Source organism: Enterobacter sp. WPR_3_1, assembly GCF_003635055.1.
Lineage (GTDB): Bacteria > Pseudomonadota > Gammaproteobacteria > Enterobacterales > Enterobacteriaceae > Enterobacter > Enterobacter ludwigii.
In genome coordinates this window covers 12902-37403 of record NZ_RBXU01000015.1, presented here as the reverse complement: position 1 = coordinate 37403, position 24502 = coordinate 12902, and the positions used below count along the sequence as shown (strand labels likewise).

At 50.2% G+C, this 24502-nt stretch carries 25 protein-coding genes; 7 read left to right on the top strand and 18 right to left on the bottom strand.

Features of this window, described 5'->3' with window-relative positions:
* The first annotated feature begins 121 nt into the window (after nt 1-121).
* A complete protein-coding gene (locus BJ887_RS21025; protein WP_063156123.1) occupies nt 122-1351 on the top strand; it encodes an EAL and HDOD domain-containing protein in 1230 nt (409 codons plus the stop codon).
* Nucleotides 1352-1398: 47 nt separating this feature from the next.
* On the opposite strand, the gene potD is transcribed toward BJ887_RS21025, so the two are convergent.
* The 4 genes from potD to potA are packed head-to-tail and all read right to left on the bottom strand — an operon-like array spanning nt 1399 to nt 5210.
* The gene (gene potD / locus BJ887_RS21020; RefSeq protein WP_121340385.1) at nt 1399-2433 is read right to left on the bottom strand and encodes a spermidine/putrescine ABC transporter substrate-binding protein PotD; all 1035 of its coding nucleotides are present in this window, start codon (nt 2431-2433) and stop codon (nt 1399-1401) included.
* Entirely contained in the window at nt 2430-3221 is a 792-nt protein-coding gene (gene potC, locus BJ887_RS21015) for a spermidine/putrescine ABC transporter permease PotC (RefSeq protein WP_014169603.1), read from the bottom strand. The genes potD and potC overlap by 4 nt, the downstream gene beginning before the upstream one ends.
* A complete protein-coding gene (gene potB, locus BJ887_RS21010) occupies nt 3218-4075 on the bottom strand; it encodes a spermidine/putrescine ABC transporter permease PotB (protein ID WP_121340384.1) in 858 nt (285 codons plus the stop codon). Before potB ends, potC begins: the two co-directional genes overlap by 4 nt.
* The gene (gene potA / locus BJ887_RS21005) at nt 4059-5210 is read right to left on the bottom strand and encodes a spermidine/putrescine ABC transporter ATP-binding protein PotA (protein WP_229216884.1); all 1152 of its coding nucleotides are present in this window, start codon (nt 5208-5210) and stop codon (nt 4059-4061) included. The genes potB and potA overlap by 17 nt, the downstream gene beginning before the upstream one ends.
* Before the next feature lie 233 nt (nt 5211-5443).
* Between potA and pepT the strand changes: the two genes are divergently transcribed.
* Nucleotides 5444-6667 (top strand): peptidase T, encoded by a 1224-nt coding sequence (gene pepT / locus BJ887_RS21000; protein ID WP_047357245.1) that lies wholly within the window; start codon nt 5444-5446, stop codon nt 6665-6667.
* A gap of 56 nt (nt 6668-6723) precedes the next feature.
* Here pepT and BJ887_RS20995 read toward each other — a convergent pair whose 3' ends face one another.
* From BJ887_RS20995 to rluE, 8 genes are all read right to left on the bottom strand, one after another.
* A complete protein-coding gene (locus BJ887_RS20995; protein WP_032677894.1) occupies nt 6724-7845 on the bottom strand; it encodes a cupin domain-containing protein in 1122 nt (373 codons plus the stop codon).
* 91 nt (nt 7846-7936) lie between these two features.
* Nucleotides 7937-9400, bottom strand: a complete 1464-nt coding sequence (phoQ, locus tag BJ887_RS20990) for a two-component system sensor histidine kinase PhoQ (protein ID WP_044857631.1) — start codon at nt 9398-9400, stop codon at nt 7937-7939.
* Complete coding sequence (gene phoP / locus BJ887_RS20985) at nt 9401-10072, bottom strand: two-component system response regulator PhoP (protein ID WP_032670531.1); 672 nt, start codon at nt 10070-10072, stop codon at nt 9401-9403. It lies immediately after the preceding gene.
* 122 nt (nt 10073-10194) lie between these two features.
* Nucleotides 10195-11565, bottom strand: a complete 1371-nt coding sequence (gene purB, locus BJ887_RS20980) for an adenylosuccinate lyase (RefSeq protein WP_121340382.1) — start codon at nt 11563-11565, stop codon at nt 10195-10197.
* A gap of 19 nt (nt 11566-11584) precedes the next feature.
* Nucleotides 11585-12214: a high frequency lysogenization protein HflD gene (hflD, locus tag BJ887_RS20975; protein ID WP_014169611.1), complete on the bottom strand. Its 630-nt coding sequence runs from the start codon at nt 12212-12214 to the stop codon at nt 11585-11587.
* A gap of 27 nt (nt 12215-12241) precedes the next feature.
* Complete coding sequence (gene mnmA, locus BJ887_RS20970) at nt 12242-13354, bottom strand: tRNA 2-thiouridine(34) synthase MnmA (protein WP_032670452.1); 1113 nt, start codon at nt 13352-13354, stop codon at nt 12242-12244.
* A 40-nt stretch (nt 13355-13394) separates the two neighbouring features.
* Entirely contained in the window at nt 13395-13868 is a 474-nt protein-coding gene (locus BJ887_RS20965; RefSeq protein WP_047955425.1) for an NUDIX hydrolase, read from the bottom strand.
* Nucleotides 13869-13877: 9 nt separating this feature from the next.
* Nucleotides 13878-14531, bottom strand: coding sequence for a 23S rRNA pseudouridine(2457) synthase RluE (rluE, locus tag BJ887_RS20960; RefSeq protein WP_032681233.1), 654 nt, complete (start codon nt 14529-14531; stop codon nt 13878-13880).
* 117 nt (nt 14532-14648) lie between these two features.
* Between rluE and icd the strand changes: the two genes are divergently transcribed.
* From icd to BJ887_RS20945, 3 genes are all read left to right on the top strand, one after another.
* Nucleotides 14649-15899 (top strand): NADP-dependent isocitrate dehydrogenase, encoded by a 1251-nt coding sequence (icd, locus tag BJ887_RS20955; RefSeq protein ID WP_014169617.1) that lies wholly within the window; start codon nt 14649-14651, stop codon nt 15897-15899.
* Between the two features lie 149 nt (nt 15900-16048).
* The gene (locus tag BJ887_RS20950) at nt 16049-17494 is read left to right on the top strand and encodes an HAD-IA family hydrolase (RefSeq protein WP_047357248.1); all 1446 of its coding nucleotides are present in this window, start codon (nt 16049-16051) and stop codon (nt 17492-17494) included.
* Nucleotides 17494-18477, top strand: a complete 984-nt coding sequence (locus BJ887_RS20945; RefSeq protein WP_047357249.1) for a DNA-processing protein DprA — start codon at nt 17494-17496, stop codon at nt 18475-18477. The genes BJ887_RS20950 and BJ887_RS20945 overlap by 1 nt, the downstream gene beginning before the upstream one ends.
* Before the next feature lie 52 nt (nt 18478-18529).
* Here the strand turns inward: BJ887_RS20945 and BJ887_RS20940 are convergent, their stop codons facing one another.
* The 6 genes from BJ887_RS20940 to BJ887_RS20915 form a co-directional block, all read right to left on the bottom strand.
* The gene (locus BJ887_RS20940; RefSeq protein WP_121340381.1) at nt 18530-19663 is read right to left on the bottom strand and encodes a site-specific integrase; all 1134 of its coding nucleotides are present in this window, start codon (nt 19661-19663) and stop codon (nt 18530-18532) included.
* On the bottom strand, nt 19644-19889 hold the full coding sequence (locus tag BJ887_RS20935; RefSeq protein WP_071787694.1) for an excisionase: 246 nt from the start codon (nt 19887-19889) through the stop codon (nt 19644-19646). The genes BJ887_RS20940 and BJ887_RS20935 overlap by 20 nt, the downstream gene beginning before the upstream one ends.
* Before the next feature lie 52 nt (nt 19890-19941).
* Complete coding sequence (locus BJ887_RS20925) at nt 19942-22422, bottom strand: exonuclease (protein ID WP_229216868.1); 2481 nt, start codon at nt 22420-22422, stop codon at nt 19942-19944.
* A gap of 176 nt (nt 22423-22598) precedes the next feature.
* Nucleotides 22599-22781 carry a DUF1482 family protein gene (locus BJ887_RS20920; protein WP_047357251.1) on the bottom strand — a complete coding sequence of 61 codons (183 nt, stop codon included), beginning with the start codon at nt 22779-22781 and terminating at the stop codon, nt 22599-22601.
* Nucleotides 22778-22900, bottom strand: coding sequence for a hypothetical protein (locus BJ887_RS23385; protein ID WP_268989592.1), 123 nt, complete (start codon nt 22898-22900; stop codon nt 22778-22780). The genes BJ887_RS20920 and BJ887_RS23385 overlap by 4 nt, the downstream gene beginning before the upstream one ends.
* A gap of 278 nt (nt 22901-23178) precedes the next feature.
* Nucleotides 23179-23616: a helix-turn-helix domain-containing protein gene (locus BJ887_RS20915; protein ID WP_080317437.1), complete on the bottom strand. Its 438-nt coding sequence runs from the start codon at nt 23614-23616 to the stop codon at nt 23179-23181.
* 89 nt (nt 23617-23705) lie between these two features.
* Here BJ887_RS20915 and BJ887_RS20910 point away from each other — a divergent pair, with 89 nt between their 5' ends.
* The gene (locus BJ887_RS20910) at nt 23706-23936 is read left to right on the top strand and encodes a YdaS family helix-turn-helix protein (RefSeq protein WP_040017166.1); all 231 of its coding nucleotides are present in this window, start codon (nt 23706-23708) and stop codon (nt 23934-23936) included.
* Between the two features lie 2 nt (nt 23937-23938).
* Entirely contained in the window at nt 23939-24493 is a 555-nt protein-coding gene (locus BJ887_RS20905; RefSeq protein ID WP_047357252.1) for a toxin YdaT family protein, read from the top strand.
* The last annotated feature ends 9 nt before the right edge of the window (nt 24494-24502 follow it).

The window sequence follows — 24502 nt, the reverse complement described above, 5'->3', positions numbered from 1 at the left end:
CGTTAATTAGTGTGGATGCTTTTATTTTGTGCATTCAATCAAATTAGTGTTCGATAATGCTCGTTATCGTTGTGCAGATAGGGGATGCTAATAAATATAAAGACGTTCAGGAGGATGGGATATGTATGGATTTATCGCGAGACAACCCATTTTTAACCTCGATATGAATACCGTGGCCTATGAGCTGCTTTTCAGAGACGGAATGACCAACCGTTTCCCCGATGTGTCGGCGGAATATGCCACGTCCAGAATGATATCAGACCAGTTCTTATCCGTGCCGTCCCAGCGCATCGCCGGGGAACATACGTCGTTTATCAATTTTCCTTCCCGGATGATTATCGACCGCAGCGCTGAGGCGCTGGACAAAAACAACGTGGTCATTGAGATCCTTGAAGATGCTGACCCGGGTGAGGCGCTTTTGCAGGCCGTGAGAGAAATGTATGAGCACGGGTACTGTTTTGCGCTCGATGATTTCACTCTCGCACCGGAATGGGATGTTTTTTTGCCCTATATTTCCATCATCAAATTTGATGTCCAGAATTACACCTTAGCGCAAATTCAAAATTACCTGAGTGAGCGTAAAAGCCTGACCGGGCATATTAAATATCTGGCTGAAAAAATTGAGACTAAAGAGGAATTCAAACAATACAGCGATGCCGGATTTTCTCTTTTTCAGGGATATTTTTTCTGTCGTCCGGAGGTGATTAAATATAAACGGCTATCGCAAAATCAGCTTGCAATTTTCCGTCTGCAAATGGAAGTAGGGCGCAATAAACCTGACTTTCGGATCATCGAGGCGTTAATCAAAAGCGACCTCACGCTGTCCTATAAAATCATGCGCTATATGAAGCACACCGCCTTTAAACACATGGGGGCCTGTAATTTCAGCAAGTTAACGCTGAGTGAAGTGCTGAGGTATCTTGGAGAAAATCAGCTCAGAAGGTTTGTGGCCGTTGTAGTGCTGGCAAGTGCAGCCAACGACACCGTCACCGAGCTTTACCCGATGAGTATGATGCGCGGGAAATTCTGTGAGCTGATTGCCGAGAAGCTGAATGAGCCGATGCTGGCTGAGAATGCGTTCATGTGCGGTCTGTTCTCACTCCTTGATACCCTGCTTGAGCTGCCGATGGCAGAGTTGATGACGCAAATTGCTGTCCCGCAGAGCGTGAGTAATGCGTTGTGCCATCAGGAAGGGCAGTTAGCGGATATGGTTCGCCTCTGCCATTACTACGAGCAGCAGCAGTGGGATGAGGCAAGCAGAATAAGTCACGCGCTGGGGCTGGCAGAGGAAGAGATCGTCGAGGCGATGAGGAAGGCCACGATCTGGGCCGGGGAGAACGCCGTCAGTTAATCGTTCCTCACTCCGCTAAGACGGAGTGAGGAAGAAAGCCTGGCCGCTTACCGGCCCGCTTTTAATTTCTGGTAATACTCTTCATAGATGCGGCTTGCTTCACCGACATCGTTTTGCCACTCGCCTTTACTGATGGTTTGCGCATCCGGATAGAGCGATTTGTCGTTCGCGACGGCCGGGCTGAGCAGCTTGCGCGCAGCGAGGTTCGGGGTGGGATAACCAATGGTCTCCGCAACCTGTTTCGCGACGTCCGGGCGCAGCAGGAAGTTAATCAGCTTCAGGGCACCGTCAACGTTCTTCGCGTTTGCAGGAATAGAGAGGCTATCCATCCAGAAGATCCCGCCTTCTTTCGGCCACACTACCTCCAGCGGCGTACCGGCCTGACGGGCAACATACGCGGAGCCGTTCCACACCATGCCCAGATTCACTTCGCCTTCCATATACGGGTTTGCCGGGTTATCAGAGTTAAATGCCGCCACGTTAGGCATCAGCTTTTTCAGCTCGTTATAGGCCGCTTCAATCTCTTTCGGGTCCGTCGTATTGCCTGAGTAGCCGAGCTTACGCAGCGCTACCTGGAACACTTCGCGCGCGTCGTCGGTTAACAGCAGGCTGCCTTTGTATTCCGGTTTCCACAGATCGGCCCAGCTTGTAACGGTTTTCGGATCGATAGCCTCGCTGTTGACCCCAATGGCGGTTGCGCCCCAGATGTAAGGAATGGAGTAGTCGTTATTCGGGTCAAACGGCTTATTGAGCATCTCCGGATCGAGATTGTTGAAGTGAGTGAGCTTCGTTTTATCGATCTTCTGAATCATGCCCTCTTTGCGCATTTTATCGACGAAATAGGTCGACGGGACGACCAGATCGTACGCGCCTTCTTTATAAGTTTTGAGCTTGGCGTACATGGTTTCATTCGACTCGTAGGTAGAATAGATAACCTTGATGCCCGTCTCTTTCGTGAACTGCTCCAGCAGGCCAGGTGGCACATACTCGGTCCAGTTATAGAAATAGAGCGTTTTGCTGTCATCAGCGTGCGCGGCACCCATTCCGAGCACCAGTGCCGCAGCGGCAAGCATTTTTTTCATTTCATTGTCCCCTGAGATTTTGTTTTATCACGAGCAATAACCTGGCTGGCAATCACCAGCACCAGCGAGAACACTAACAGTATGGTCGCCAGCGCGTTCACCTCGGGCGAGACGCCGACTTTCACCATTGAATAGATCTTCAACGGCAGAATTTCATAACTCGGGCCGGTGACGAAGGAGGAGACCACCACATCGTCCATCGACAGGGTAAAACTCAGCAGCCATCCGGCAGCAACGGCGGGCATCGCCAGCGGCAGGATGATTTTGCGCAGGATGGTCATCTCACTGGCTCCCAGATCTTTTGCGGCTTCCAGCATGCGCACGTCAAACCCTTTCAGGCGTGCGAAGACGGTGACCACCACAAACGGCAGGCAGAAAGTGATGTGAGAGAACAGCAGTGACCAGAAGCCCAACTGGACGCCCAGCAGCATAAACAGCACCAGCAGCGAAATCGCCATGACGATATCCGGCGACATCATCACCACAAACAGCATCCCGCTGACGAACGGTTTACCGCGGAAGCGATAGCGGTAGAGCGCCACGGCGGTAAGCGAACCAATCAGCGTGGCGAAGGTGGCGGAGAAAATCGCCATCGTCAGGGAGTGCTGAGCAGCCTGCAGCAGGCTGTCGTTGTTCATCAGCAGGCTGTACCAGTTGGTAGTGAAACCTTGCCAGTTGATGCCGAAACGCGAGCTGTTAAACGAGTTCACGATCAAAATAATGATCGGAATATAAAGATACGCATAGATGGCGGTCATAAAACCGCCGCGAAGCAGTCGACCGATCATTCGAGTTCCACCTTTTTATTCAGTAATCGTGAAGCACGCCAGTAGATCAACAGCATCAGACCCATCACCACCGTGAGCGTAATGCTGATAGCGGAACCGAACGGCCAGTCGCGAATGTTCAGGAACTGACTCTTAATCACGTTGCCGATAAGCAGGTTTTTCGCGCCGCCCATCAGGTCGGACACGTAGAACAAGCCCATTGCCGGCAGCATTACCAGCAGACAACCTGCAATGATGCCAGGCATGGTCAACGGAATGATAATCCGGATAAAGGTCTGCAGTTTGCTGGCGCCCAGGTCTCTCGCAGCTTCCAGCAGCGGTTTATCCAGCTTCTCAATGCTGGAGTAGAGCGGCATCACCATAAAGGGCAGCAGGATGTAGACCAGACCCACAATGACCGCACCCGGCGTAAACATGATGCGCACTGGCGTATCAATCACGCCCAGCCACAACAGGAACTCGTTCAGATAGCCTTTGGTGCTGAGGAAAATTTTCAGCCCGTAGATGCGGATCAGGGAGTTGGTCCAGAAAGGCACGATCAGCAAAAAGAGCAGCAGTGGACGCACTTTTTGCGGCAGACGTGCCAGAAACCATGCAAAGGGATAACCCAGCACCAGGCAGGCAACGGTGGCGATCAGCGCCATATTAAGCGAGTGCAACAGCACGTCAAAATAAAGCGGATCGAGCAGACGCGAGTAGTTGTCCAGCGTAAAGACCAGCTTTACGAAGTCAGTATCGTCGCGTGTCAGGAAGCTGGCGGCGATGATCATCAGGTTGGGTAAGAAGACAAACAACACAAGCCAACCGACGATAGTAGCAATCACCACATTCTGGAATTTACTTGTGTTCTTCATCAGCCAGTACAACCTCCCAGCTTTCTACCCAGTTGATAACCATTTTCTGGTCGAGGGAGTGGTCGAAATCAGGGTCGTCCTCATTAAAGAACTCGCTGACCATCACCATCTTACCGTTTTCCAGTTCGACGACAGACTCCAGCGTCATCCCTTTATAGTTGCGCTCACGGATATAGCCAATCAGTCCCTCGGCATCAGTATTGCCGTGGATCTCTTCAACGCGCAGATCCTCCGGGCGCAGCAGGACGTTGAGCTTTTGCCCTTTTTCGACGGCGAAATTCACGGTGATATTGCACTCGCGGCCTTCTACGTTGGCCCGCACGCGCTGTTCGTCCAGGCGTTCAATCACCGTGGCGTTGAAAATGTTGATCTCCCCAATGAAGCTGGCCACGAACAGGTTTTTCGGCTCCTCATAGATTTCACGTGGCGTGCCGTCCTGCTCGATTTTGCCATCACGCATCACCACGATACGGTCCGACATGGTGAGTGCCTCTTCCTGATCGTGGGTAACGAAGACAAAGGTAATGCCGAGCTTGCGCTGCAGGGCTTTAAGCTCGTTCTGCATCTGCTTGCGCAGTTTATAGTCCAGCGCGGAAAGTGACTCATCCAGCAGGAGCAGACGCGGTTTATTGACCACAGCGCGGGCGATAGCAACGCGCTGCTGCTGGCCGCCGGAAAGCTGGTGTGGCTTACGCTGGGCAAATTCTTCCAGTTGCACCATGCGCAGCGCGTCGGTAACGCGAGCCGGGATCTCGCTGGTCGGTGTTTTTTGCATCCGCAGGCCAAATGCGACGTTCTCGAACACGGTCATGTGCGGAAACAGGGCATAGCTCTGAAAGACGGTATTCACGTGCCGCTCTTCGGCGGGGACCTGGGTGATATCCTGGTTTTCAAGGTGGATGTGACCGCTATCGACGTTTTCCAGTCCGGCGATAAGGCGCAGTACGGTTGTTTTGCCGCAGCCAGAGGGGCCAAGCAGCGTGAGGAACTCACCGTCATTGATGGTCAGGTTGAGCCCGGAAATAACATCTTTACCATCAAAACTTTTACGAATTCGTTCCAGTTGCACCAGCGGTGAACGTGAACGGGATTGTGTATTCAATTTTTGCGCTGTCCCATATAGACGCTCCGGGATGCAGACCGAAGCGGGGTTTGTGTGTAACCACCTTGGTGACTCGTAATGAGGGCGGACATTCTACGGCAAACCACTGTAATCGCCAATCCTTGTCACTGATTCATAAGCTACATTTACTAACGGATACGATATAAACGGAAAATATTCTCGTTTGCGGGATAAAAGTGACCTGACGCAATATTTGCCTTTTGATGCTTATTGATAATGTTGTCACAAAAAGTGAGGGTGACTGCATGGATAAATTACTTGAGCGTTTTTTACAGTACGTTTCGCTGGATACCCAATCTAAACCGGGTGTCCGCCAGGTGCCAAGCACCGAAGGCCAGTGGAAGTTATTAAACCTGCTCAAAGAGCAGCTCGACGCCATGGGGCTGGTTAACGTCACGTTAAGCGAGAAAGGCACTGTGATGGGAACGCTGCCTGCGAATGTCTCCGGTGATATCCCGGCGATTGGCTTTATCTCCCATGTCGACACCTCTCCGGATTTTAGCGGTAAACATGTGAACCCGCAGATTGTTGAAAACTACCGCGGCGGCGACATTGCGCTGGGGATTGGTGACGAAGTACTGTCGCCGGTGATGTTCCCGGTGCTGCACCAGCTGCTCGGTCAAACGCTCATCACCACCGACGGCAAAACGCTGCTGGGTGCCGATGACAAAGCGGGGATTGCCGAGATCATGACGGCGCTGGCGGTGCTGAAAGAGAAAAATATCCCGCACGGGGATATCCGTGTCGCCTTTACGCCGGATGAAGAGGTCGGCAAGGGGGCAAAACACTTCGACGTAGAGGCCTTTAACGCGAAGTGGGCCTACACCGTCGACGGTGGCGGCGTAGGGGAACTGGAGTTCGAGAATTTCAACGCCGCGTCCGTGACAATCAAAATCGTCGGAAACAACGTTCATCCTGGCTCCGCCAAAGGGGTCATGGTGAATGCGTTGTCGCTGGCGTCGCGTATTCATGCGGAAGTTCCGCCAGAAGAGAGCCCGGAACAGACCGACGGTTATGAAGGTTTTTATCACCTGACCAGCATTAAGGGCACCGTAGACAGTGCGCAGATGCACTACATCATTCGCGACTTTGACCGTAAAGCATTTGAAGCGCGTAAACGTAAGATGATGGAGATAGCCAAAAAGGTCGGTAAGGGCCTGCATCCGGATTGCTATATCGAGCTGATTATCGAAGACAGCTACTACAATATGCGCGAGAAAGTGATGGCGCATCCGCATATCCTCGATATCGCGCAGCAGGCAATGCGTGACTGTGATATTGAACCGCTGTTAAAACCGATTCGTGGCGGCACAGACGGTTCGCAGCTGTCGTTCATGGGGCTGCCTTGCCCGAATCTGTTTACCGGTGGCTACAACTATCACGGCAAGCACGAGTTCGTGACGCTGGAAGGAATGGAAAAAGCGGTGAAGGTGATTGTGCGAATTGCGGAGCTGACCGCGGCGCGGTAATGACAAAAAAAGCCGGGTCAGGCGAAGCCGCCACCCGGCACGCTTTTCTTTACGGTTTAGTCCTCAAAGAACCAGTACCCGCTGTTCACCAGCGCGGCGAGCATCGCGAGGAAAGAGGGATCTTCCAGCGCATCGCCAAAGGTATCAGCCGTTAAGGTCAGGTGGCTGGCAATAGCCTCCAGCGCCGGACGGTGAGGGGAGTCCAGCTTCTCGCCGTTAACGAAAACATCTTCACCGATGCGCAGTACGCGCAACCCGCCCAGACGAACCAGTTTGTCGCCCTGCTGCAGTGCGTCATAAATCTCGTCGGCCTGGTATGGCGGCTCTGGCGGTGCCACATCCAGCTCATGGCGTGACTGGCTGATAAACTCACCAAACCACTGGCTGAAATGCGCCGGTTCATTGATCAAATCCAGCATCATGCCGCGAAGCTTGTCCAGTTCGGCTGGCACAATATCAGCCGGGTGCTCGCGTGCAGGCACATCCGGATCGCTGTAACGATGGCTGCCCAGTTCACGCTGCAGCACGTAGTCAGCAAAGCCGCTGATCATTTCGCGACCGCTTGGTGCGCGGAATCCGACGGAGTAGTTCAGCGAGTTTTCCAGCGAATACCCTTCGTGCGGGAAGCCTGGTGGGATATAGAGAATATCACCCGGCTCCAGCTCTTCATCGATAATCCCTTCAAACGGATCGACCTGAAGCAGGTCCGGATGCGGGCAGTGCTGTTTCATCGGCACTTTGTCGCCCACGCGCCAGCGCCGGCGGCCTGTACCCTGAATGATAAACACGTCGTACTGGTCCAGATGCGGACCAACGCCCCCTCCTGGCACGGAGAAGGAGATCATCAGATCGTCCATTCGCCAGTCGGGCAGGGCGCGGAACGGACGCATTAACGCCGCAGTCGGTTCATGCCAGTGGTTAACCGCCTGAACCAGTAATGACCAGTTGTTTTCACCGAGGTGATCGTAGCTTTCGAAAGGACCGTGGCTGACCTGCCATTTCCCGTCCTGGTGGCTTACCAGGCGGCTGTCGACTTCACTCTCCATGGCCAGACCGGCCAGTTCGTCAGGGGAGAGAGGATCGACAAAATTGCTGAACCCGCGTTTAAGAACGACCGGGCGTTTCTGCCAGTAACGTTCAATAAATTCGGGCCAGTTAAGTGTTAAGTGATAATCCATATTTTTTTATTCCGCAGGCTCTTACTGACTCGGATTATAACGGAAGCACAGGAGCCTGGGTGCGAGATCCTCGCATTTTTCACATAACGGGTTAACTATCGTTCGATGTGGGCTGCTGGCGACCGAAAATGACCTCCATTCTGGCGCCTCCGAGTAAACTGTCTTCGGTTTCAATTTTTCCGTCGTACTGGTCGACGATTTCGCGTGCCACCGCTAACCCAACCCCCTGGCCGGGGCGCAACGTATCCGCACGCTGACCGCGGTCGAATACCACATCACGTTTATTGCGCGGGATCCCCGGGCCATCATCCTCAACGATAATATGCAATTCGTTATCCGTCTGACGCGCGGAAACTTCCACGAATTCCAGGCAATATTTACAGGCGTTATCCAGCAGATTGCCCATCACTTCCATGAAATCATTTTTTTCACCAACAAAGCTGATTTCGGGAGAGATATCGAGGCTGATATTGACCCCTTTGCGCTGGTAAACCTTGTTGAGCGCGGAGGTGAGGTTATCCAGAAGCGGTGCCACAGGATGCAGTTCGCGGCTCAATAACGCGCTGCCGGAACGCATGCTGGCACGGTGCAGATAGTAACCAATTTGCTGAGAAATACGGCTGATCTGTTCCAGCATCACCGGCTCGGCGTCATCAACGCTCAGCTTTGAGCTGCGCATCGAACGCAGGGTACTTTGCATCACCGCCAGCGGCGTTTTCAGGCTATGCGTGAGGTCGGTGAGGGTGGTGCGGTATTTATCATAGCGCTCACGTTCGCTTTTCAGCAGACGGTTGAGGTTACGCACCAGGCTTGTCAGCTCGCGGGTAGTCTCCGGGTTGAGTTTCTCACGATGATGTTCTTCCAGCTCGCGCACCTCTCTCGCCAGCGATTCGATGGGGCGTAAACTCCACCACGCGGCGAGCCACAGCAGCGGGATTACCAGCAGCAGATTCGCGGCCAGAACATAGACGAACCAGTTCCATACCATATAAGAACGTTTAAGTTCGACCGGGATGGTATCGACCACCACGATGGTTAACTGCGGCATGTTCATCGTGGCCGGGTAGAGGTTAATCGCCACGGAGTGCGTCATTTCTGTTTCGGCATCGTCTGCGCGGATCTCATTCAGCTTTTGCTGCAGGGAGCGGTCCTCGCGCAGCAGCGAGCTGGTGGTGTTCAGATCGGCTTCAAGTTCGTGGAAACCATTGGTCTTAAGCCATTCCGGACGAATACTTTTAACCAGCCATGGGATATCGCGTTGTGCCCAAAGTAGTTTTCCCTTTTCGTTATAAATCAGGGCCAGCGTCGGGCTTTGCTGGTTAAGGTTTTCCGGCATTTCGACGGTGATCGTGTTGTTTTCCCATTTCGCCAGGGTATAAAACAGGTTGCTTTCACCACGCAACAGTCGAAAAGTTGTTTTATCAAAACTGACGCTGTAGCCCACCAGAGCCACCATGCCGTAGGAGAGGGATAACACCAGCACGACGGCGGCCGTTGCCAGTAAAAAGCGAACCCGCAGCGAGAGGGGCAGAATATGACGCAAGATCCCTCTCATTTAGCGTATTTCGAACAGATAGCCCTGACCACGGACGGTCGTGATCACGTCCTGCGGGTACTCCGCCTGAATTTTCTTGCGCAGACGTCCCATCAACACATCAATCGTGTGGCTCTCACGCAGCTCGGCATCCGGATAAAGCTGAAGCATTAAGGAGTCTTTGCTCACCACTTTGCCGCTGTTGCGGATTAACGTTTCCATGATGGTGTATTCAAACGCGGTCAGCTTAATGACTTCATTATTGATCGAGAATTCACGACGGGAGAGATCAACCTGGAAAGGGGGAATCGAAATCACCTGGGAGGCCAGGCCGCTGTTGCGGCGTAGCAGTGCCTGCATGCGTGCCGCCACTTCTTCGATGTGAAACGGTTTGGTGACGTAATCATCCGCGCCCGCGCTGAGCACTTCAACCTTGTCCTGCCAGCCTTCACGTGCGGTCAACACCAGAACCGGAAGGGAGACATCATGGCTCCGCCAGCGACGAATCAACGACAAACCGTCTTCATCAGGCAATCCGAGGTCGACGATGGCGATGTCCGGCAGGTGCTCATTGAGATAATAATCGGCTTCTTTTGCATCTTCGGCATCGTCCACCTGATGACCCATCTCCTGAAGCTGAACCTTCAGGTGATGGCGTAGCAATGCGTTATCCTCAACAACCAGTACGCGCATCATCTTTTCTCCCTATATGAATGGTATGAATAGTTTAACGCTGATTATGTTGTTGTGGGGATAAACATTAAGTAAACCGGGGAAAAGCAGCCCCCTTTCCAGGCGGAAAGGGGGAAGGGAGGTTACTTCAGCTCGTCAACCATGGTGATGGCACGGCCGATATAGTTTGCCGGGGTCATCGCTTTCAGGCGGGTTTTCTCGTCTTCCGGCAGTTCCAGACTGTCGATAAACTGTTTCATGCCTTCGGCGTCTACGCGTTTGCCGCGCGTCAGCTCTTTCAGTTTCTCGTACGGTTTTTCAATGCCATAACGACGCATGACGGTCTGAATGGGCTCTGCCAGCACTTCCCAGTTGTGATCCAGCTCGTCCAGCAGACGGTCGCGGTTCACTTCCAGTTTGCTTACACCTTTCAGGGTGGACTGATACGCGATCAGCGCGTAGCCGATACCCACGCCCAGGTTACGCAGCACGGTGGAGTCAGTCAGGTCGCGCTGCCAGCGGGACACCGGCAGTTTGCTCGCCATGTGCTGCAGCACCGCATTCGCCAGACCCAGGTTGCCTTCGGAGTTTTCGAAGTCGATTGGGTTGACTTTGTGCGGCATGGTTGAGGAGCCAATTTCACCGGCGATGGTCTTCTGTTTGAAGTGGTTCAGCGCGATGTAACCCCACACGTCACGATCGAAATCGATCAGAATGGTGTTGAAGCGAGCGATGCAGTCAAACAGTTCCGCGATATAGTCGTGCGGCTCAATCTGGGTGGTGTACGGGTTCCACTTAATGCCCAGAGAGGTCACGAACGCTTCGCTGAACTGATGCCAGTCCACTTCCGGGTAGGCAGCGATGTGGGCGTTGTAGTTACCTACCGCACCGTTGATTTTACCCAGAATCTCGACCTGCTCCAACTGACGATACTGACGTTCCATACGGTACGCCACGTTTGCCATCTCTTTACCCATCGTGGAGGGAGTGGCCGGCTGACCGTGGGTACGGGACAGCAGCGGAATATCACGATATTCGACAGACAGTGCTTTTACCGCGTCGATGATTTTACGCCAGTAAGGCAGCACCACGTCTTTGCGCGCGGTGGAGAGCATCAGCGCATGAGACAGGTTGTTAATGTCTTCTGAGGTGCAGGCGAAGTGAATGAATTCAGACACGGCATGCAGCGCAGGCACGCTTGCCACTTTCTCTTTCAGGAAATACTCAACCGCTTTTACGTCATGGTTGGTGGTGCGCTCAATAGTTTTAATGCGCGCAGCATCTTCTTCGTTGAAGTCAGCAACGATTTTATCGAGGTAATCGTTTGCCTGGGCGTCAAAAGCAGGAACTTCCTTGATTGCTGCCTGGGCGGCCAGCTTTTGCAGCCAGCGTACTTCAACCTGAACACGGAACTTCAGCAAACCATATTCGCTGAAGATCCCGCGCAGCGCGCTGACTTTATCGCCGTAGCGTCCATCTACAGGGGATACGGCGGTCAGTGAGGATAATTCCATAATTCGCAACTCCGGGAGGTTAACAATGAGCAAGAATTTGTTTTGCCTGAGTCGTCAGGCGATTACGAGAAAACATTAACTGCAGGCGGCCACCGCCAACCTGATGCCACAGCACGGCGGCACGAATACCCGCCAGCAGGGAGGCGCGGACTTTTGCCTGAACCTGCGGGCTTTGCAGCACGGCAGGAGAGCCTGTGACCTGAATACGTGGGCCCAGCGGGCTGATGACGTCAACATAAATGCCGGCCATGGCACTGAGCAGCGTTTCGGACTGCAGATCAAAATGGTCGAGCTGGCGCTGCAGCCCGGCAATGCGGTCACCGAGCGTATCAAGGGCGCCTTTAGCCGCGCTGAGCTTACGCTCCAGCACCATCAGGCTTAACGTGTAGCGGGTCAGCTCCGCGTTCAACCCCTGACGGCTACTGGCGTTAAGCACGCCAAGCAAAGTTTCAAGACCGAGACGAAGATTGGTTTCACTCCCACCGAAGACACCCAGAGTCGAACCGGGGTTGAGGTCGATAACGCTGTTGAGTGAAACGTGCAGCGCGTCAGCATCGCAATGACCCTGATGCGCCAGCTGTTGCACCAGACGGGCAGACTGGCAAATTCCAGCCAGTGCCAGGGTGATGTCATAATAGTTCTTCGCCACACGTTCTCCTTTATGTGTGCAATCGTGTTAAACGGCCGGCAGCGGCAGGCGCTGTTCAATGATCCCGCCGCCCAGACAGATTTCGCCGCTGTAGAATACGGCGGACTGGCCTGGGGTGACCGCCGCAACCGGCTCGTCGAAACGCACATCAATGCGTTCATCATCCAGCGCGGTGACGGTACAAGGGATATCGGTCTGGCGATAGCGTGTTTTTACCGTGCAGCGCAGCGTACCCTTCAGCGGCTCACGATCGACCCAGTGCAGCTGTTGTGCGATGAGGCCGACGGACATCAGACGCGGATGGTCGTGGCCCTGAGCGACAACCAGAATATTGTTTTCGACATCTTTATCTACGACGTACCACGGATCTTCGCTGCCTTCTTTGGTGCCGCCAATACCCAGCCCTTTACGCTGGCCCAGCGTGTGGTACATCAGCCCCTGATGTTGACCAATCTCATCACCGTCGACGGTAACGATTTTACCCGGCTGTGCCGGCAGGTAACGACCAAGGAAATCGCGGAATTTGCGCTCGCCGATAAAACAGATACCGGTGGAGTCTTTTTTCTTCGCGGTGATCAGATCCAGCTCTTCGGCGATTTTACGCACCTGCGGCTTTTCAAGCTCGCCTACCGGGAACAGGCTTTGCGCAATCTGTTCGTGGCTGAGTGTATAAAGGAAGTAGCTCTGATCTTTGTTGCCATCCAGACCGCGCAGCAGCTGGCTTTTGCCATTCACATCGGCACGACGCACGTAGTGCCCGGTCGCAATATAGTCTGCGCCCAGATCTTCTGCGGCGAATTCCAGGAAGGCTTTAAATTTGATCTCTTTGTTGCACAGAATGTCCGGGTTCGGGGTACGACCGGCTTTGTACTCTTCCAGGAAAAGCTCGAAGACGTTGTCCCAGTATTCTGCGGCAAAGTTAACGGTGTGCAGTTCAATGCCCAGCTTATCGCACACCGCCTGCGCATCGGCGAGATCCGCAGCAGCAGTGCAATATTCCTCGCCATCATCTTCCTCCCAGTTCTTCATGAACAGGCCCTCCACCTTATAGCCCTGTTGTTGCAACAGGTAGGCGGAAACGGAGGAATCGACACCGCCGGACATGCCGACGATCACTTTTTTCTGGCTGTTATCTGACATGGAATACTCACGACATTGAACTTCAAGGCGGCGTATTCTATCACGCCCCCCCACCATTGGCACCCTCTGTAAACGGCCAGTTAAATTCTCCAATCACCTCAAGCGGCAGGCGACCAGCAGCCTGCCAGCAGCGGATACTCTCGGCAACCAGCGGCGAGCGCAGGTTTGGCGCGTTCAGGATCTCTTCGGCAGTGACCCACAGGCAGCGATCGATATCATCGTCCTGCGGCTCTGTGGCGCACGTTTCGCTAAGCTCGACGGCAAATAAAAAGCGCAGGAACGGAGTGTGATCAGGGGCAATCCACTGGTGCATACGGATGAAGTGCTGCGGCTCCGCGTGGATACCGGTCTCTTCCCACAGTTCGCGTTTGGCGGCCTGCAGTAAGGTTTCATTGGCTTCAAGGTGCCCGGCTGGCTGGTTCCACAGCGCCTTGCCGTTAATACTCTCTTCTACGACCAAAAACTTACCCTGCGCGTGAACCACGCAGGCGACCGTGACATGCGGTTTAAACATAGTGACTCCTTAAGGGGTAACGTCCCGCCATTCACCGTTTGCCAGTGAATCCAGGGTGTAGTTGCCCATGGCATAGCGAATAAGTCGCAGGGTAGGGAAGCCCACGTGTGCGGTCATCCGGCGAACCTGGCGATTACGGCCTTCATAAAGGGTGATTTTGAGCCAACTCGTCGGGATGGATTTGCGCTCGCGGATCGGCGGGGTGCGTGGCCACAGCCATTCCGGCTCGCTGACGAGCTCGATACCTGCAGGCAACGTAGGACCATCGTTTAACGTCACGCCGCGGCGTAATGTCGCCAGCGTCTCTTCATCCGGTTCACCTTCAACCTGGACGAAGTAAATCTTTCCCGTGCGTTTGCCCGGCTGAGTGAGCCTGGCCTGTAAGGCACCATCGTTGGTTAAGACCAGAAGTCCTTCGCTATCCCGGTCCAGACGGCCGGCGGCGTAGACGCCCTGAACAGGAATGTAATCCTTCAGCGTGCTGCGTCCGGCTTCGTCAGTAAACTGCGGCAAAACATCGTAGGGTTTATTGAACAAAATAACCCGCTTTGGCTGGGATTCTTGTGGTCTTCTGGCGGCTTGTCGTGAGCTGAATCGCTCAACCCGGTGTTTTGTAAAAGAAGTTTTCTTCATGGTATTTTCAGACGTTATCAATTGCCGCATTATAGCCTATTAACGAAGACCTTTCATGGCGTCGGACAATCAGGTACTATCGAAGGGCTCATTACAATTTATTAACATAAGATCAGTAACAACCAGAAGCGCTCGAAGGAGAGGTTAATGGAAAGCAAAGTAGTTGTTCCGGCGGAAGGTAAAAAGATCACCCTGCAAAACGGCAAGATTAACGTTCCTCACAATCCGATTATCCCGTTCATCGAAGGTGACGGTATCGGTGTAGACGTTACCCCGGCAATGCTGAAAGTGGTTGATGCCGCTGTTGAGAAAGCCTACAAAGGCGAGCGTAAAATTTCCTGGATGGAAATTTACACCGGTGAAAAATCTACTCAAGTTTATGGCCAGGACGTTTGGCTGCCAGCTGAAACGCTGGACCTGATCCGCGACTACCGCGTTGCTATTAAAGGCCCTCTGACAACTCCAGTCGGTGGCGGTATTCGTTCCCTGAACGTTGCGCTGCGTCAGGAGCTGGACCTGTACGTGTGTCTGCGTCCGGTTCGTTACTATCAGGGCACCCCAAGCCCGGTTAAGCACCCTGAACTGACCGACATGGTTATCTTCCGCGAAAACTCAGAAGACATCTACGCGGGCATCGAGTGGAAAGCGGACTCTGCTGACGCAGAGAAAGTGATTAAATTCCTGCGCGAAGAGATGGGCGTGAAGAAAATTCGCTTCCCTGAGCATTGCGGTATCGGTATCAAGCCTTGCTCCGAAGAAGGGACTAAACGTCTGGTGCGTGCGGCCATTGAATACGCGATCACCAACGACCGTGACTCTGTGACGCTGGTTCACAAAGGCAACATCATGAAGTTCACCGAAGGCGCATTCAAAGACTGGGGCTACCAGCTGGCGATGGAAGAGTTCGGTGGTGAGCTGATTGACGGTGGTCCATGGCAGAAGATCAAGAACCCGAACACCGGCAAAGAGATCATCATTAAAGATGTGATCGCCGATGCGTTCCTGCAGCAGATCCTGCTGCGTCCTGCTGAATATGACGTTATCGCCTGTATGAACCTGAACGGTGACTACATCTCCGACGCCCTGGCGGCGCAGGTTGGTGGTATTGGTATCGCCCCTGGTGCGAACATCGGTGACGAGTGCGCACTGTTCGAAGCGACCCACGGTACGGCACCAAAATATGCCGGCCAGGATAAAGTGAATCCAGGTTCTATCATCCTGTCTGCAGAAATGATGCTCCGTCATATGGAATGGTTCGAAGCCGCAGACCTGATCGTTAAGGGTATGGAAGGCGCGATTAACGCAAAAACCGTCACCTATGACTTTGAACGTCTGATGGAAGGCGCTAAACTGCTGAAATGCTCAGAGTTTGGCGACGCAATCATCGCGAACATGTAATTCGAAGTTTAGTCGAATTAAGAAGGGAACCTAATGGTTCCCTTTTTTATTATTCGCTTTCGAACGGTTATCAAAAATTTATCAAAAATAGTTATCAAAAAAGCTAAGAGATTGTATATTAGAATAATCCTATATACATGGAGTTCATCATGAAGCTTGAGGCTGTTTTATTCGATCTTGATAACACTTTAGCATCAACTAATAAACTGAGAGATATTAGAGAAAGAGGGGCATATAATGAAATAACGCCTGAATTACTTAGAACAATTAAACCTTATAACAATACTAAAGATTTGCTTTCAGGCTTAATTTCTAAGGGCATAAAAGTCGGAATAGTGACTAATTCAGGTCGTCAATATGCCGATATTGTCCTCAAGCAGCTCGATTTACCGAAATTTGATACTATCGTGACATATACTGATGTCGGTAGTTCAGGAATGAAACCTAATCCGAAAGGCATTCATCTTGCTTTAAGCAACTTAGGAATAACTCATCCTGAAAAGGTCATATATGTGGGTGACGACTATACAGATATAATAGCAAGTTACTACGCTGGAGTAATACCAATTGTGCCCTCTTGGGCATCAAGAACACCAGTTTCACAGGTCCCGGCAGCAGTGCTGAGTAGTGAGTTTCTTTTAGATGAGTGTGAAACACTAGAAAATATCATACTCATGGCCGAAAAGAGTGCTCAGCATAAGAACTTCTCATTTGAACGTAAGCGTTTTTATTTCGTTCCTTTAGATGAATCTGCTAATGTTATTCCTGCAAGTGATACTCTCTCGACAATTTGTCTTGGCCGTTACTTCTCTCAAAAAAGTTTGGTTACTACTAAACTTCATGATTCTCACCCTCTTTCAATTGAAATTGCGAGTAAGGAACATGATGAAAACTATACTCCACCTGATTATTGGGGAGATATTCTTGCTCATGCTAATGATAAATTGCCGGAATTTTTTAAATCCAAAAAAGGATTTGATATAGCAACAGTAATACCATCAAAAAAAGAAAAAAAACAGAGATTGGAACTTGTATTAGATAATGCAGCCCAAAAAAGTCAGTCTAATACTAGTTTTATCAACGATTTATTTGTGTTTGAGGAAGGAGCGAAATCACTTAAAGCTCTTCCAAGAGACCAAAGAGCAATTGAAATTGAATCATCTCTGCATTTAAATGAAAAATATAGAAATCGCCTGCAAGGTAAGTCTATTTTGATTTTTGATGATGTTATTACTACAGGTGCAACTCTAAAGCGTGCATATGAGCTCCTACGCGCTGAAAATGTTAAGCATGTCTTAGGAATTTGCTTGGCTAAAACGGTATCGATTTCTGAAGAAGAACGTCTTTGTCCGAAATGCCAGTCTCACGTACTAAGAATAAGACGAAATCAGCAAAGTGGTATACATTTCTGGGGATGTTCGGGTTATAATGATACGTCTGATAAATGTGAATATACTGAAAGCTTTGTTGAAAAAACATGTCCAAAATGCGGTAGAAATATGGTGAAAAAATTCAATAAAAAACAAGGGGTTAGGTTCTTGTCTTGTACGGGTTGGAATCAAGAACCAAAATGCTATTACACTGAGAATGAGTGATGTCGAACATTTCAGATAACACTGTTAAGTTGTTGACTCTGAGTGCCCTACAGGGAGTGGGCACTAAGACTCTTTCAAATTTAGAGAAGTTAAAAGACTTATCTTCTTTTTCAGTAGAAGAATTAGTCGGTATATTAGCTCTTAAAGAAATTTCGCAAAAAGATATTGTTTTGGCTAAAGAATTTGCCAATAAAAACATAGAAATATCACAGAATAAAAACCACTCAATAATTTCAATCTTCGATGACAGCTATCCTGGAATTCTTAAAGCCACAGAAGATCGCCCAGTTATTTTATACTGTGCCGGTGATGTAAAAATTCTAAATCAAAAATCACTTGCTGTGATTGGTACCCGTGAACCCACTGAACACGGACAAATAATTGCTTCCAATATAACTAAGTGGTTCTCTGATAAAGGTTGGAATATTATCAGTGGATTGGCTAAAGGTATTGATTCAATTGCACATCGCACTGCCATTGAAAATCATGGGAAAACTGTAGCTGTTATGGCTCAAGGTCTCGAGAAAATATATCCTGCTGAAAATAAAAAACTAGCCCTGGATATAATTGATAATGGTGGGTTGCTAATATCTGAATATAGTTACGGTAGTCATACCTTTCGTAATAATTTTGTTCAAAGAGATAGAATACAAGCTGGGTTATCGGCGGCTGTATTAATGGTCCAGTCTGACTTAAAAGGCGGAAGTCTTCATGCCTCTAGGTCCGCAATAAACTATGGGCGGTATTTGATTATACCAAATCAATCTAATCGCGATATCATAAACAATGAACCTAAAATACAGGCAAACTTAACATTCATGAATGGTGATTCTTACGCAATACGCAATCTCTTGAAGGTTAATAATTTTATGACTGATAGATTGTTGATTATGAAAAACAGCAATGATTATACTTTTATTGAGGGAATGCTTGTTAATTCCTTACAAAGGTATCAGATAAGCTCGAATGGCTTTGATTTCTAAAAAAACAGCCATGAACTTTTGGTTCTGGCTGTGTTCTAATAAATAAAATCCATCATCCTAATAATTTAATCTTCGTCCAATCTTTTCCTCTATCGTCATGATAGCGAGCTGTTTGATTGGGGGACTTATGACCTAATAACTTCTGTGTATCAATTCCTTGTGCTTCGTACAGACGCTCTGCTAAAGATCTTTGTTCATGGAAAGTAGCTGGTGCGCCTTCCCCCCAATTAATATCTGCTTTATCACGGGCCTTACTGAAATTCATTGTTATGGTATTCGACTTAACCTGCGCTCCACGTTCCGCCATTGAGGTTGCCCGGAAGAAGTGGATTAGGTATGGACTCACTGCATAGTCACGGCAACGTGCAACTACATCCCTCAAACTCCAGTCAATCGCGTTAAGCCTTAGGGATAGAGGGATCGCTAGCTTGCTCCCTGTTTTCTCCTGAACGACATGTAGATGATCATCCCAAATATCGCTAAACTTCATGTTGGAGATATCCCCGAGGCGCTGACCCGTAACGAGTGCCAATAGCATTGCATTGCCCATGTAATGATTGCGGGCATCAGCAATCGCGAAAATCTTTTGCCATTCGTCAAGGTTAAGACGTTGTCGGCTAACCCGCCGGCGCGGTTGTTTTGTAGCAAGTGCTGGGTTATAACCCGGCGGTACCTCGCCATAATGTTGGGCTTCCTTGAAAACATCGATTAAAACAGAGCGGATCACTTGGGCCATCCTAGGTTGACCTGCTGCAACATAGGACTCCAGTATCTGGGCAACATCCCGAACATCGACGGATGAAATCAATTTCATTCCCACGCTCTCGCGAAGTAGGGCTACTGGTTTAGCCTTTTGCTTATGAGTGTTCGGCTTGATATCACCGTTCTCCAGTCTTTCATCCTGAATTTTCCAATAACGATCTAACCACGTATTTGTTGTTATCGCCTTTCCTTTGCTGGAAGCGATCTTGTCACTGATAGCCAAAACCTGCCTGGTGCGCTGTTCAGCTAGTCGCTCATTGGCCTCGATTGCTATTGCTGTTGCTTCGGCCTCGTTAGTTCCAAGGCTATGAAACTTACCTGTAACCGGATGCTTATACCGCCAGTAGATTTTATTTACCTTACGACTGTAGAGCGGATAAAGATTAGGTATCTTAACGTTGTTTTTACGTGGTCGAGCAGCCATCAGACAGTATCCTTTGAAGCATAGGAGAATCAGATTTTTTAATAACGGGTTGGGTTAAATTACCTGTAATCTCGGCGTCCTCTCTTACCCGCCAGTATCTTCCTTCTTTGGTGGCCGGGGGAGTGAACATGCTCTCTTTAGCATATCGACGTAAAGTATTCAGACTTGGAGGATTACTCCGGTATTTTTCCGCAGCCCATTCTTCTAAAGTCAGCATTTGAAGCATGTGATTTACCTCATAATGGCCCATATCAGGGCCATTTTCTGAAATTAAAAAATCAGTGTTCTGTCAGACGCTGCCAGATTGCTGACACGTATTTGACCTGGTGAAGAGCATCCGAAATAGCCTTGTGAGGTTCACCCTCAAATGGGATCTCATAGCGAGGCTCGCAGCCAACGGCTTTACCCAACTCGACAACAGTTCTTACATCCCGGTTATTCCAGAACTTCCATGAGCAGGGGAGCCCCGTCCGGTCATAAGATGCCTCAAGCAGGACATTGTCATAAGTGGCACCATTGCCCCAGACTTGCACATGTTCAGGGCCGTTAGCCGCATTCTCAGCTATAAACTCATTTAGCTGTAGTAAGGCGTCATCGAGCGGAATAGCATCATCCACCACTAACTCTGAACGAGCTTCAGGTGAAGCTTTGAGCCAGAAGGTTATGGTAGATGCATCCGGAACCCCGCCGCTGGCCATGGCTGATTCCAGGCTAATAACTTTGTAAAATTCCGATCCGGTATTACCTGTAGATGGATCAAAGAACACGGCCCCGATAGATACGACTGGTGAATCAGCTTTTTTACCAAAAGCTTCAATGTCGATCATAAGGTGTGTATAGAGCATTTCAGGCTCGGTATGATTATGATGACCGGAATCATTATTTATGGCAGTTGTGCTGCTATAAGTTTCAGTAGCACTTGCGCTTGAGATAGTTTCTTCCGTGCGTTCTGATAACGCAGCACCGTCCGGGGTTTCATCATTGCCAGTTTCTTCCATCTGCACATTATCTACGTACTCTGTCGCGGTATTTTGTTGGTCGATTACAGAGTTGCTGGTGGCCAGCCCTTCAATAGAAAAAAGACCATTACCAACTTTTTCGAGAACCGGCTGCGTGTCGCCGTCGACCTGAGTCCCCTCATTCTGGCCGCCAGTTTCAACAGCAGAGTCATTAGTTACCTCGTTTGACCAGCTCACCTCAGGGTTATGGCGCGCAGCCGCAAAGGTTTGGTCTGATGGAGCAGAATGATCGCTTTCAGTCAGGTTTGCGTTAATGAATCCGCTGAGACGTGCCGGATACAGGTAATGCTCAGGGTGAGCGCTGCGGATAAGTGCAAAGATAGCTGCACGCGAGTAATCCAAAACTCCCGGAGTTGCACGAAGAGCTTTAGACCATTCTTTGAATGGACTTTCTTTTTTACTAACGATCTCTTTTGCCCGACGGAAAACACCACCAGGGATATCGTAAATGTTGAAATCCATTGGTAACGTGGCCAGCGCAATCTCTAAATCGAGAGTGTCGAGATCATGTTTAAGGTCAGGGTTTCTGTCAGTCTTGTTGCCTCCGCCAGCATTCGTACCGCTTTCAGTACGCTGTATTTCTGCAACGCGATTGCCTTTGGCCCATTCTTTTACCAGCAGGCCGCGGTCAATGTAATCAGTCGCCGCCCAGATTCTGGTGAATCGGAGAACCAAAGCGAGTTCGTGACGCTTTTCCTGTCCGAACACCTTGCGAATGGCATCGGTATAGCGCCACAGGTCTTTGGTGTCGTAACCCTTTACCTGTTCGCAGTTTTCTGCCGCCAGCAACAGGTTCTGGACATAGCTATTGTCAGTGTCCATCTCCAGCGCGCTGATACCTTCGTATTCTTCGCGGGTTAAGTGGTGCCGCAGTTCGTCGGCGGTAAACTGGGCGAGTAACTGCTTGCGAAAGGACATGCGAACGACCGGATAACGTGTGGTTTCGTCATCATTCTCGTCTATCTGGATACCATTATTAGGTTCAAGACCCTGACCTGCTATAACGCCGGCGTCGCTGGTGCTTTCAGATTTCAGAGGGGTAAATTTGCCGCTGCACCAGTCTTCCACTAATTGGTTGCGATCGCTGGCATCTGCTTTAGTCCAGTCAGCCATGAATGCAGCGATGTTTTCAGTTTCGTGAGCTTCATCTGGCGCGAATACCTGCTTAATCCCCTGAACGAGTTTCCACTCAGCGTTCAGGGTGAGTTCGGCAACTTCAGGGATGTCGTTCTTCGCCAGCAGCAGGTTCTGGAGATAGGTGTTGCCTTCATCCTGTGACATCTCGCTGGCAGCCAGCTGCTGCTCTTTAGTGATATGTGACTGGTATTTGTCGCTGGTCAGGTGGACGGCAAAACGCACCGCTGGAGTGCGGTTTTCAAGAGGAACACTCTCGACGGTAGTTTCGACTTTAACGATCGGTTCCGGTGCGGTTGTGTTGTCAACGGCTCCAGATGACTCAGCACCAGCCTTTGGCAGCCAGGTGCGACCATCGTCCTGCAGTTCGTAGCGTTTGCACCATGAATAATCAACTGTGCTTTCTTCAGGCAGGTCGTCATAAACCGGAAAATCGGTACGGACAGGTTTGCTATAATCCTTGCCCCGGCCGGTTTCAATGCCAGCATCTTCCAGCTCAACATCCAGCTGCAAATTGGCTCGTGCTTCTGATTTAGCCGTGAACCAGATAACGGCATCTTCTTTGCCGGATTTCTGCGTTGCCTTGATTAAATGAAAGAATTCCATATCGGGTCCTTAATTTTGGTTGTAAGATACCCGCAGCTAATGATTGCCGCCTTGGGTAGTGGTCATTGGTCAAAACTCGATTCCGGAAAGCTTTGGTCGGCTGACCGGGTACTAAACCCGCCTTGCGCGGGTTTTGTGCTTTTAAGGGCTGGTAGAAGCCATAGGTCTTAACTCGATTAAAATTTGAAAGCAGGCTGTTGGTCTTCAGCCGGTTTATACGGATAACACTCTCCTTTAATGTGCTGCTCTTTGGCAGCTGCATCACAGCCAGATTCGGTTTTGTATACACCGAGCATGATGTCTGAGCATTCCCCGGTGAGGGCACAGACGGTAACGATTAGGGCAAAGAACGAGCTCATGCTTTAAGCTCTGGATTGCCTTTTTGGGCCAGTAAGTAGCAAAGCTTACGAACCAGAACTTCAAACAGATTTAAGCGAACGGCTTGGCAGCCAGCTTTTTTGCGTGAGAAATCGATCATGGTTAACTCCTGTGTGCCTTTAACGCCAGGCTGGCGGAACGGTAAACCTGCTGCGCGATTGTCTTGCCATCTCATCCGGTGTTTCGTATGCCACCGGTAGCTACTTCGTGGGCGTCCTGCCTTGATGACTGATTTTCTAAAATCAGGCTACAAATAAATATGTCATAGGTCAATACTTAATTGACATAAATAATTGTAGTGATGATTTTTAGAGGAGAGCTGAGGAGATACTAGAGGCAAAAAAAAGCCGCAAAATGCGGCCTTTAGAGTGTTCTTTATCAGTCTTTGGTTGGAGCGGGCTCAATCTTCCGTTTGCTGAGAAATTCAGCCATAAATTTATCGAGCTCTTCGAGGCGGTCGCTGGCCAGCTGTATGAACCTGGTTTGTTCAACTTCAGGTAACTGATCAAAAACTTCCAACAATGCAGCTTGTTTCTCGTTCAATACCGTTTTGCTTTCGCTGGTTGCCTTAAGATGCGCCTCTTCTTCATCAGATAAAAAGAACCAATACAGTGGCTTACCTAATGCTTCCGGGAATAAAGCCAACTTTTCCTTGCGAGGGAAATTACCTGTATTGCACCAGTTACTAACCGTTTGTGAGTTTACCCCCACTCTGCGGCCCAGCTCAGATTGAGATATCCCGGCTTCATCAAGAGCTCGTAACAGTCTTTCTTCGAAGTTCATGTTCGTATCCAAATCAAACCCATAAGCAAGCATACAAACTTTCTTATCAGATGTGATTGATTAAGTTTCTTGACATTGACAAATTATTTATCAATCATGTGATTCATAAATTGGGAGGAAGCATGAAAGAACACATTCAACAAAAAATTATTTCGCTGTGTGGCAGCCAATCAGAACTGGCACGCCGCTTAGGTAAAAACTCGCAGACTGTATCTGTCTGGTTTCGTACTCAGGTAGCAAGCACAGAGGTTTTAAACGCATGCAGAGCTTTGGATTGGGAAGTCACCCCGCATGAATTACGTCCAGACCTCTATCCCAACGCAACAGATGGTTTACCTCAGAAGGAGGCTTAATCATGCAGTCAGCTACATATCAACATCATAACCAACGCCAGGCCGGACCGCTGAAAACTCAAAATCAATTTATGGCGCATCGGCGAGATAGCTTTAAGCACCGTTCAATACAGGTTGCAGTTCGGGAGTGGGAATCCACTTTGCCCGGCCAGGCGCAGGAGAAAATCGCTCAGATGGTGGCTGAGCAGTGGGCGAAGGAAGGGGGCCGCGGTATCGCGGTCAATAAGCAGAATTTATTCCGATATCTGAAAAACGAAGGTGGCTCGGAAAAATACACCGCTTACGTCATGCAGCTGTCGGGGGCAATTGTCGCCGCTATGCCCATTGAGCTTGCCAGAAAGCATGGCCTGAGTAATGCCAGAACGGAAGCCGAGCTGGTGGCGAGTTCAATCAAAGAATGCAGTGAGGCGCACCAGGCGAAATTGCTAGGCGCACCGCTGCAAAAGCTTGAGAAGGAGATCCGCGAAGCGGCAATCACTTTATTCAACATGTTACCTGCTGATGCGGCGGGACCACTACTGGCGAGTATCAGCGCTGTAGCGCCGCAATTTTTTTAATCGAGTTTG

Coding starts and splice junctions, on each gene's coding strand:
- BJ887_RS21025 (WP_063156123.1), top strand. CDS start 122: ATGTATGGATTTATCGCGAGACAACCCATTTTTAACCTCGATATGAAT.
- potD (WP_121340385.1), bottom strand. CDS start 2,433: ATGAAAAAAATGCTTGCCGCTGCGGCACTGGTGCTCGGAATGGGTGCC.
- potC (WP_014169603.1), bottom strand. CDS start 3,221: ATGATCGGTCGACTGCTTCGCGGCGGTTTTATGACCGCCATCTATGCG.
- potB (WP_121340384.1), bottom strand. CDS start 4,075: ATGAAGAACACAAGTAAATTCCAGAATGTGGTGATTGCTACTATCGTC.
- pepT (WP_047357245.1), top strand. CDS start 5,444: ATGGATAAATTACTTGAGCGTTTTTTACAGTACGTTTCGCTGGATACC.
- BJ887_RS20995 (WP_032677894.1), bottom strand. CDS start 7,845: ATGGATTATCACTTAACACTTAACTGGCCCGAATTTATTGAACGTTAC.
- phoQ (WP_044857631.1), bottom strand. CDS start 9,400: ATGAGAGGGATCTTGCGTCATATTCTGCCCCTCTCGCTGCGGGTTCGC.
- phoP (WP_032670531.1), bottom strand. CDS start 10,072: ATGCGCGTACTGGTTGTTGAGGATAACGCATTGCTACGCCATCACCTG.
- purB (WP_121340382.1), bottom strand. CDS start 11,565: ATGGAATTATCCTCACTGACCGCCGTATCCCCTGTAGATGGACGCTAC.
- mnmA (WP_032670452.1), bottom strand. CDS start 13,354: ATGTCAGATAACAGCCAGAAAAAAGTGATCGTCGGCATGTCCGGCGGT.
- BJ887_RS20965 (WP_047955425.1), bottom strand. CDS start 13,868: ATGTTTAAACCGCATGTCACGGTCGCCTGCGTGGTTCACGCGCAGGGT.
- rluE (WP_032681233.1), bottom strand. CDS start 14,531: ATGCGGCAATTGATAACGTCTGAAAATACCATGAAGAAAACTTCTTTT.
- icd (WP_014169617.1), top strand. CDS start 14,649: ATGGAAAGCAAAGTAGTTGTTCCGGCGGAAGGTAAAAAGATCACCCTG.
- BJ887_RS20950 (WP_047357248.1), top strand. CDS start 16,049: ATGAAGCTTGAGGCTGTTTTATTCGATCTTGATAACACTTTAGCATCA.
- BJ887_RS20945 (WP_047357249.1), top strand. CDS start 17,494: ATGTCGAACATTTCAGATAACACTGTTAAGTTGTTGACTCTGAGTGCC.
- BJ887_RS20940 (WP_121340381.1), bottom strand. CDS start 19,663: ATGGCTGCTCGACCACGTAAAAACAACGTTAAGATACCTAATCTTTAT.
- BJ887_RS20935 (WP_071787694.1), bottom strand. CDS start 19,889: ATGCTTCAAATGCTGACTTTAGAAGAATGGGCTGCGGAAAAATACCGG.
- BJ887_RS20925 (WP_229216868.1), bottom strand. CDS start 22,422: ATGGAATTCTTTCATTTAATCAAGGCAACGCAGAAATCCGGCAAAGAA.
- BJ887_RS20920 (WP_047357251.1), bottom strand. CDS start 22,781: ATGAGCTCGTTCTTTGCCCTAATCGTTACCGTCTGTGCCCTCACCGGG.
- BJ887_RS23385 (WP_268989592.1), bottom strand. CDS start 22,900: ATGATCGATTTCTCACGCAAAAAAGCTGGCTGCCAAGCCGTTCGCTTA.
- BJ887_RS20915 (WP_080317437.1), bottom strand. CDS start 23,616: ATGCTTGCTTATGGGTTTGATTTGGATACGAACATGAACTTCGAAGAA.
- BJ887_RS20910 (WP_040017166.1), top strand. CDS start 23,706: ATGAAAGAACACATTCAACAAAAAATTATTTCGCTGTGTGGCAGCCAA.
- BJ887_RS20905 (WP_047357252.1), top strand. CDS start 23,939: ATGCAGTCAGCTACATATCAACATCATAACCAACGCCAGGCCGGACCG.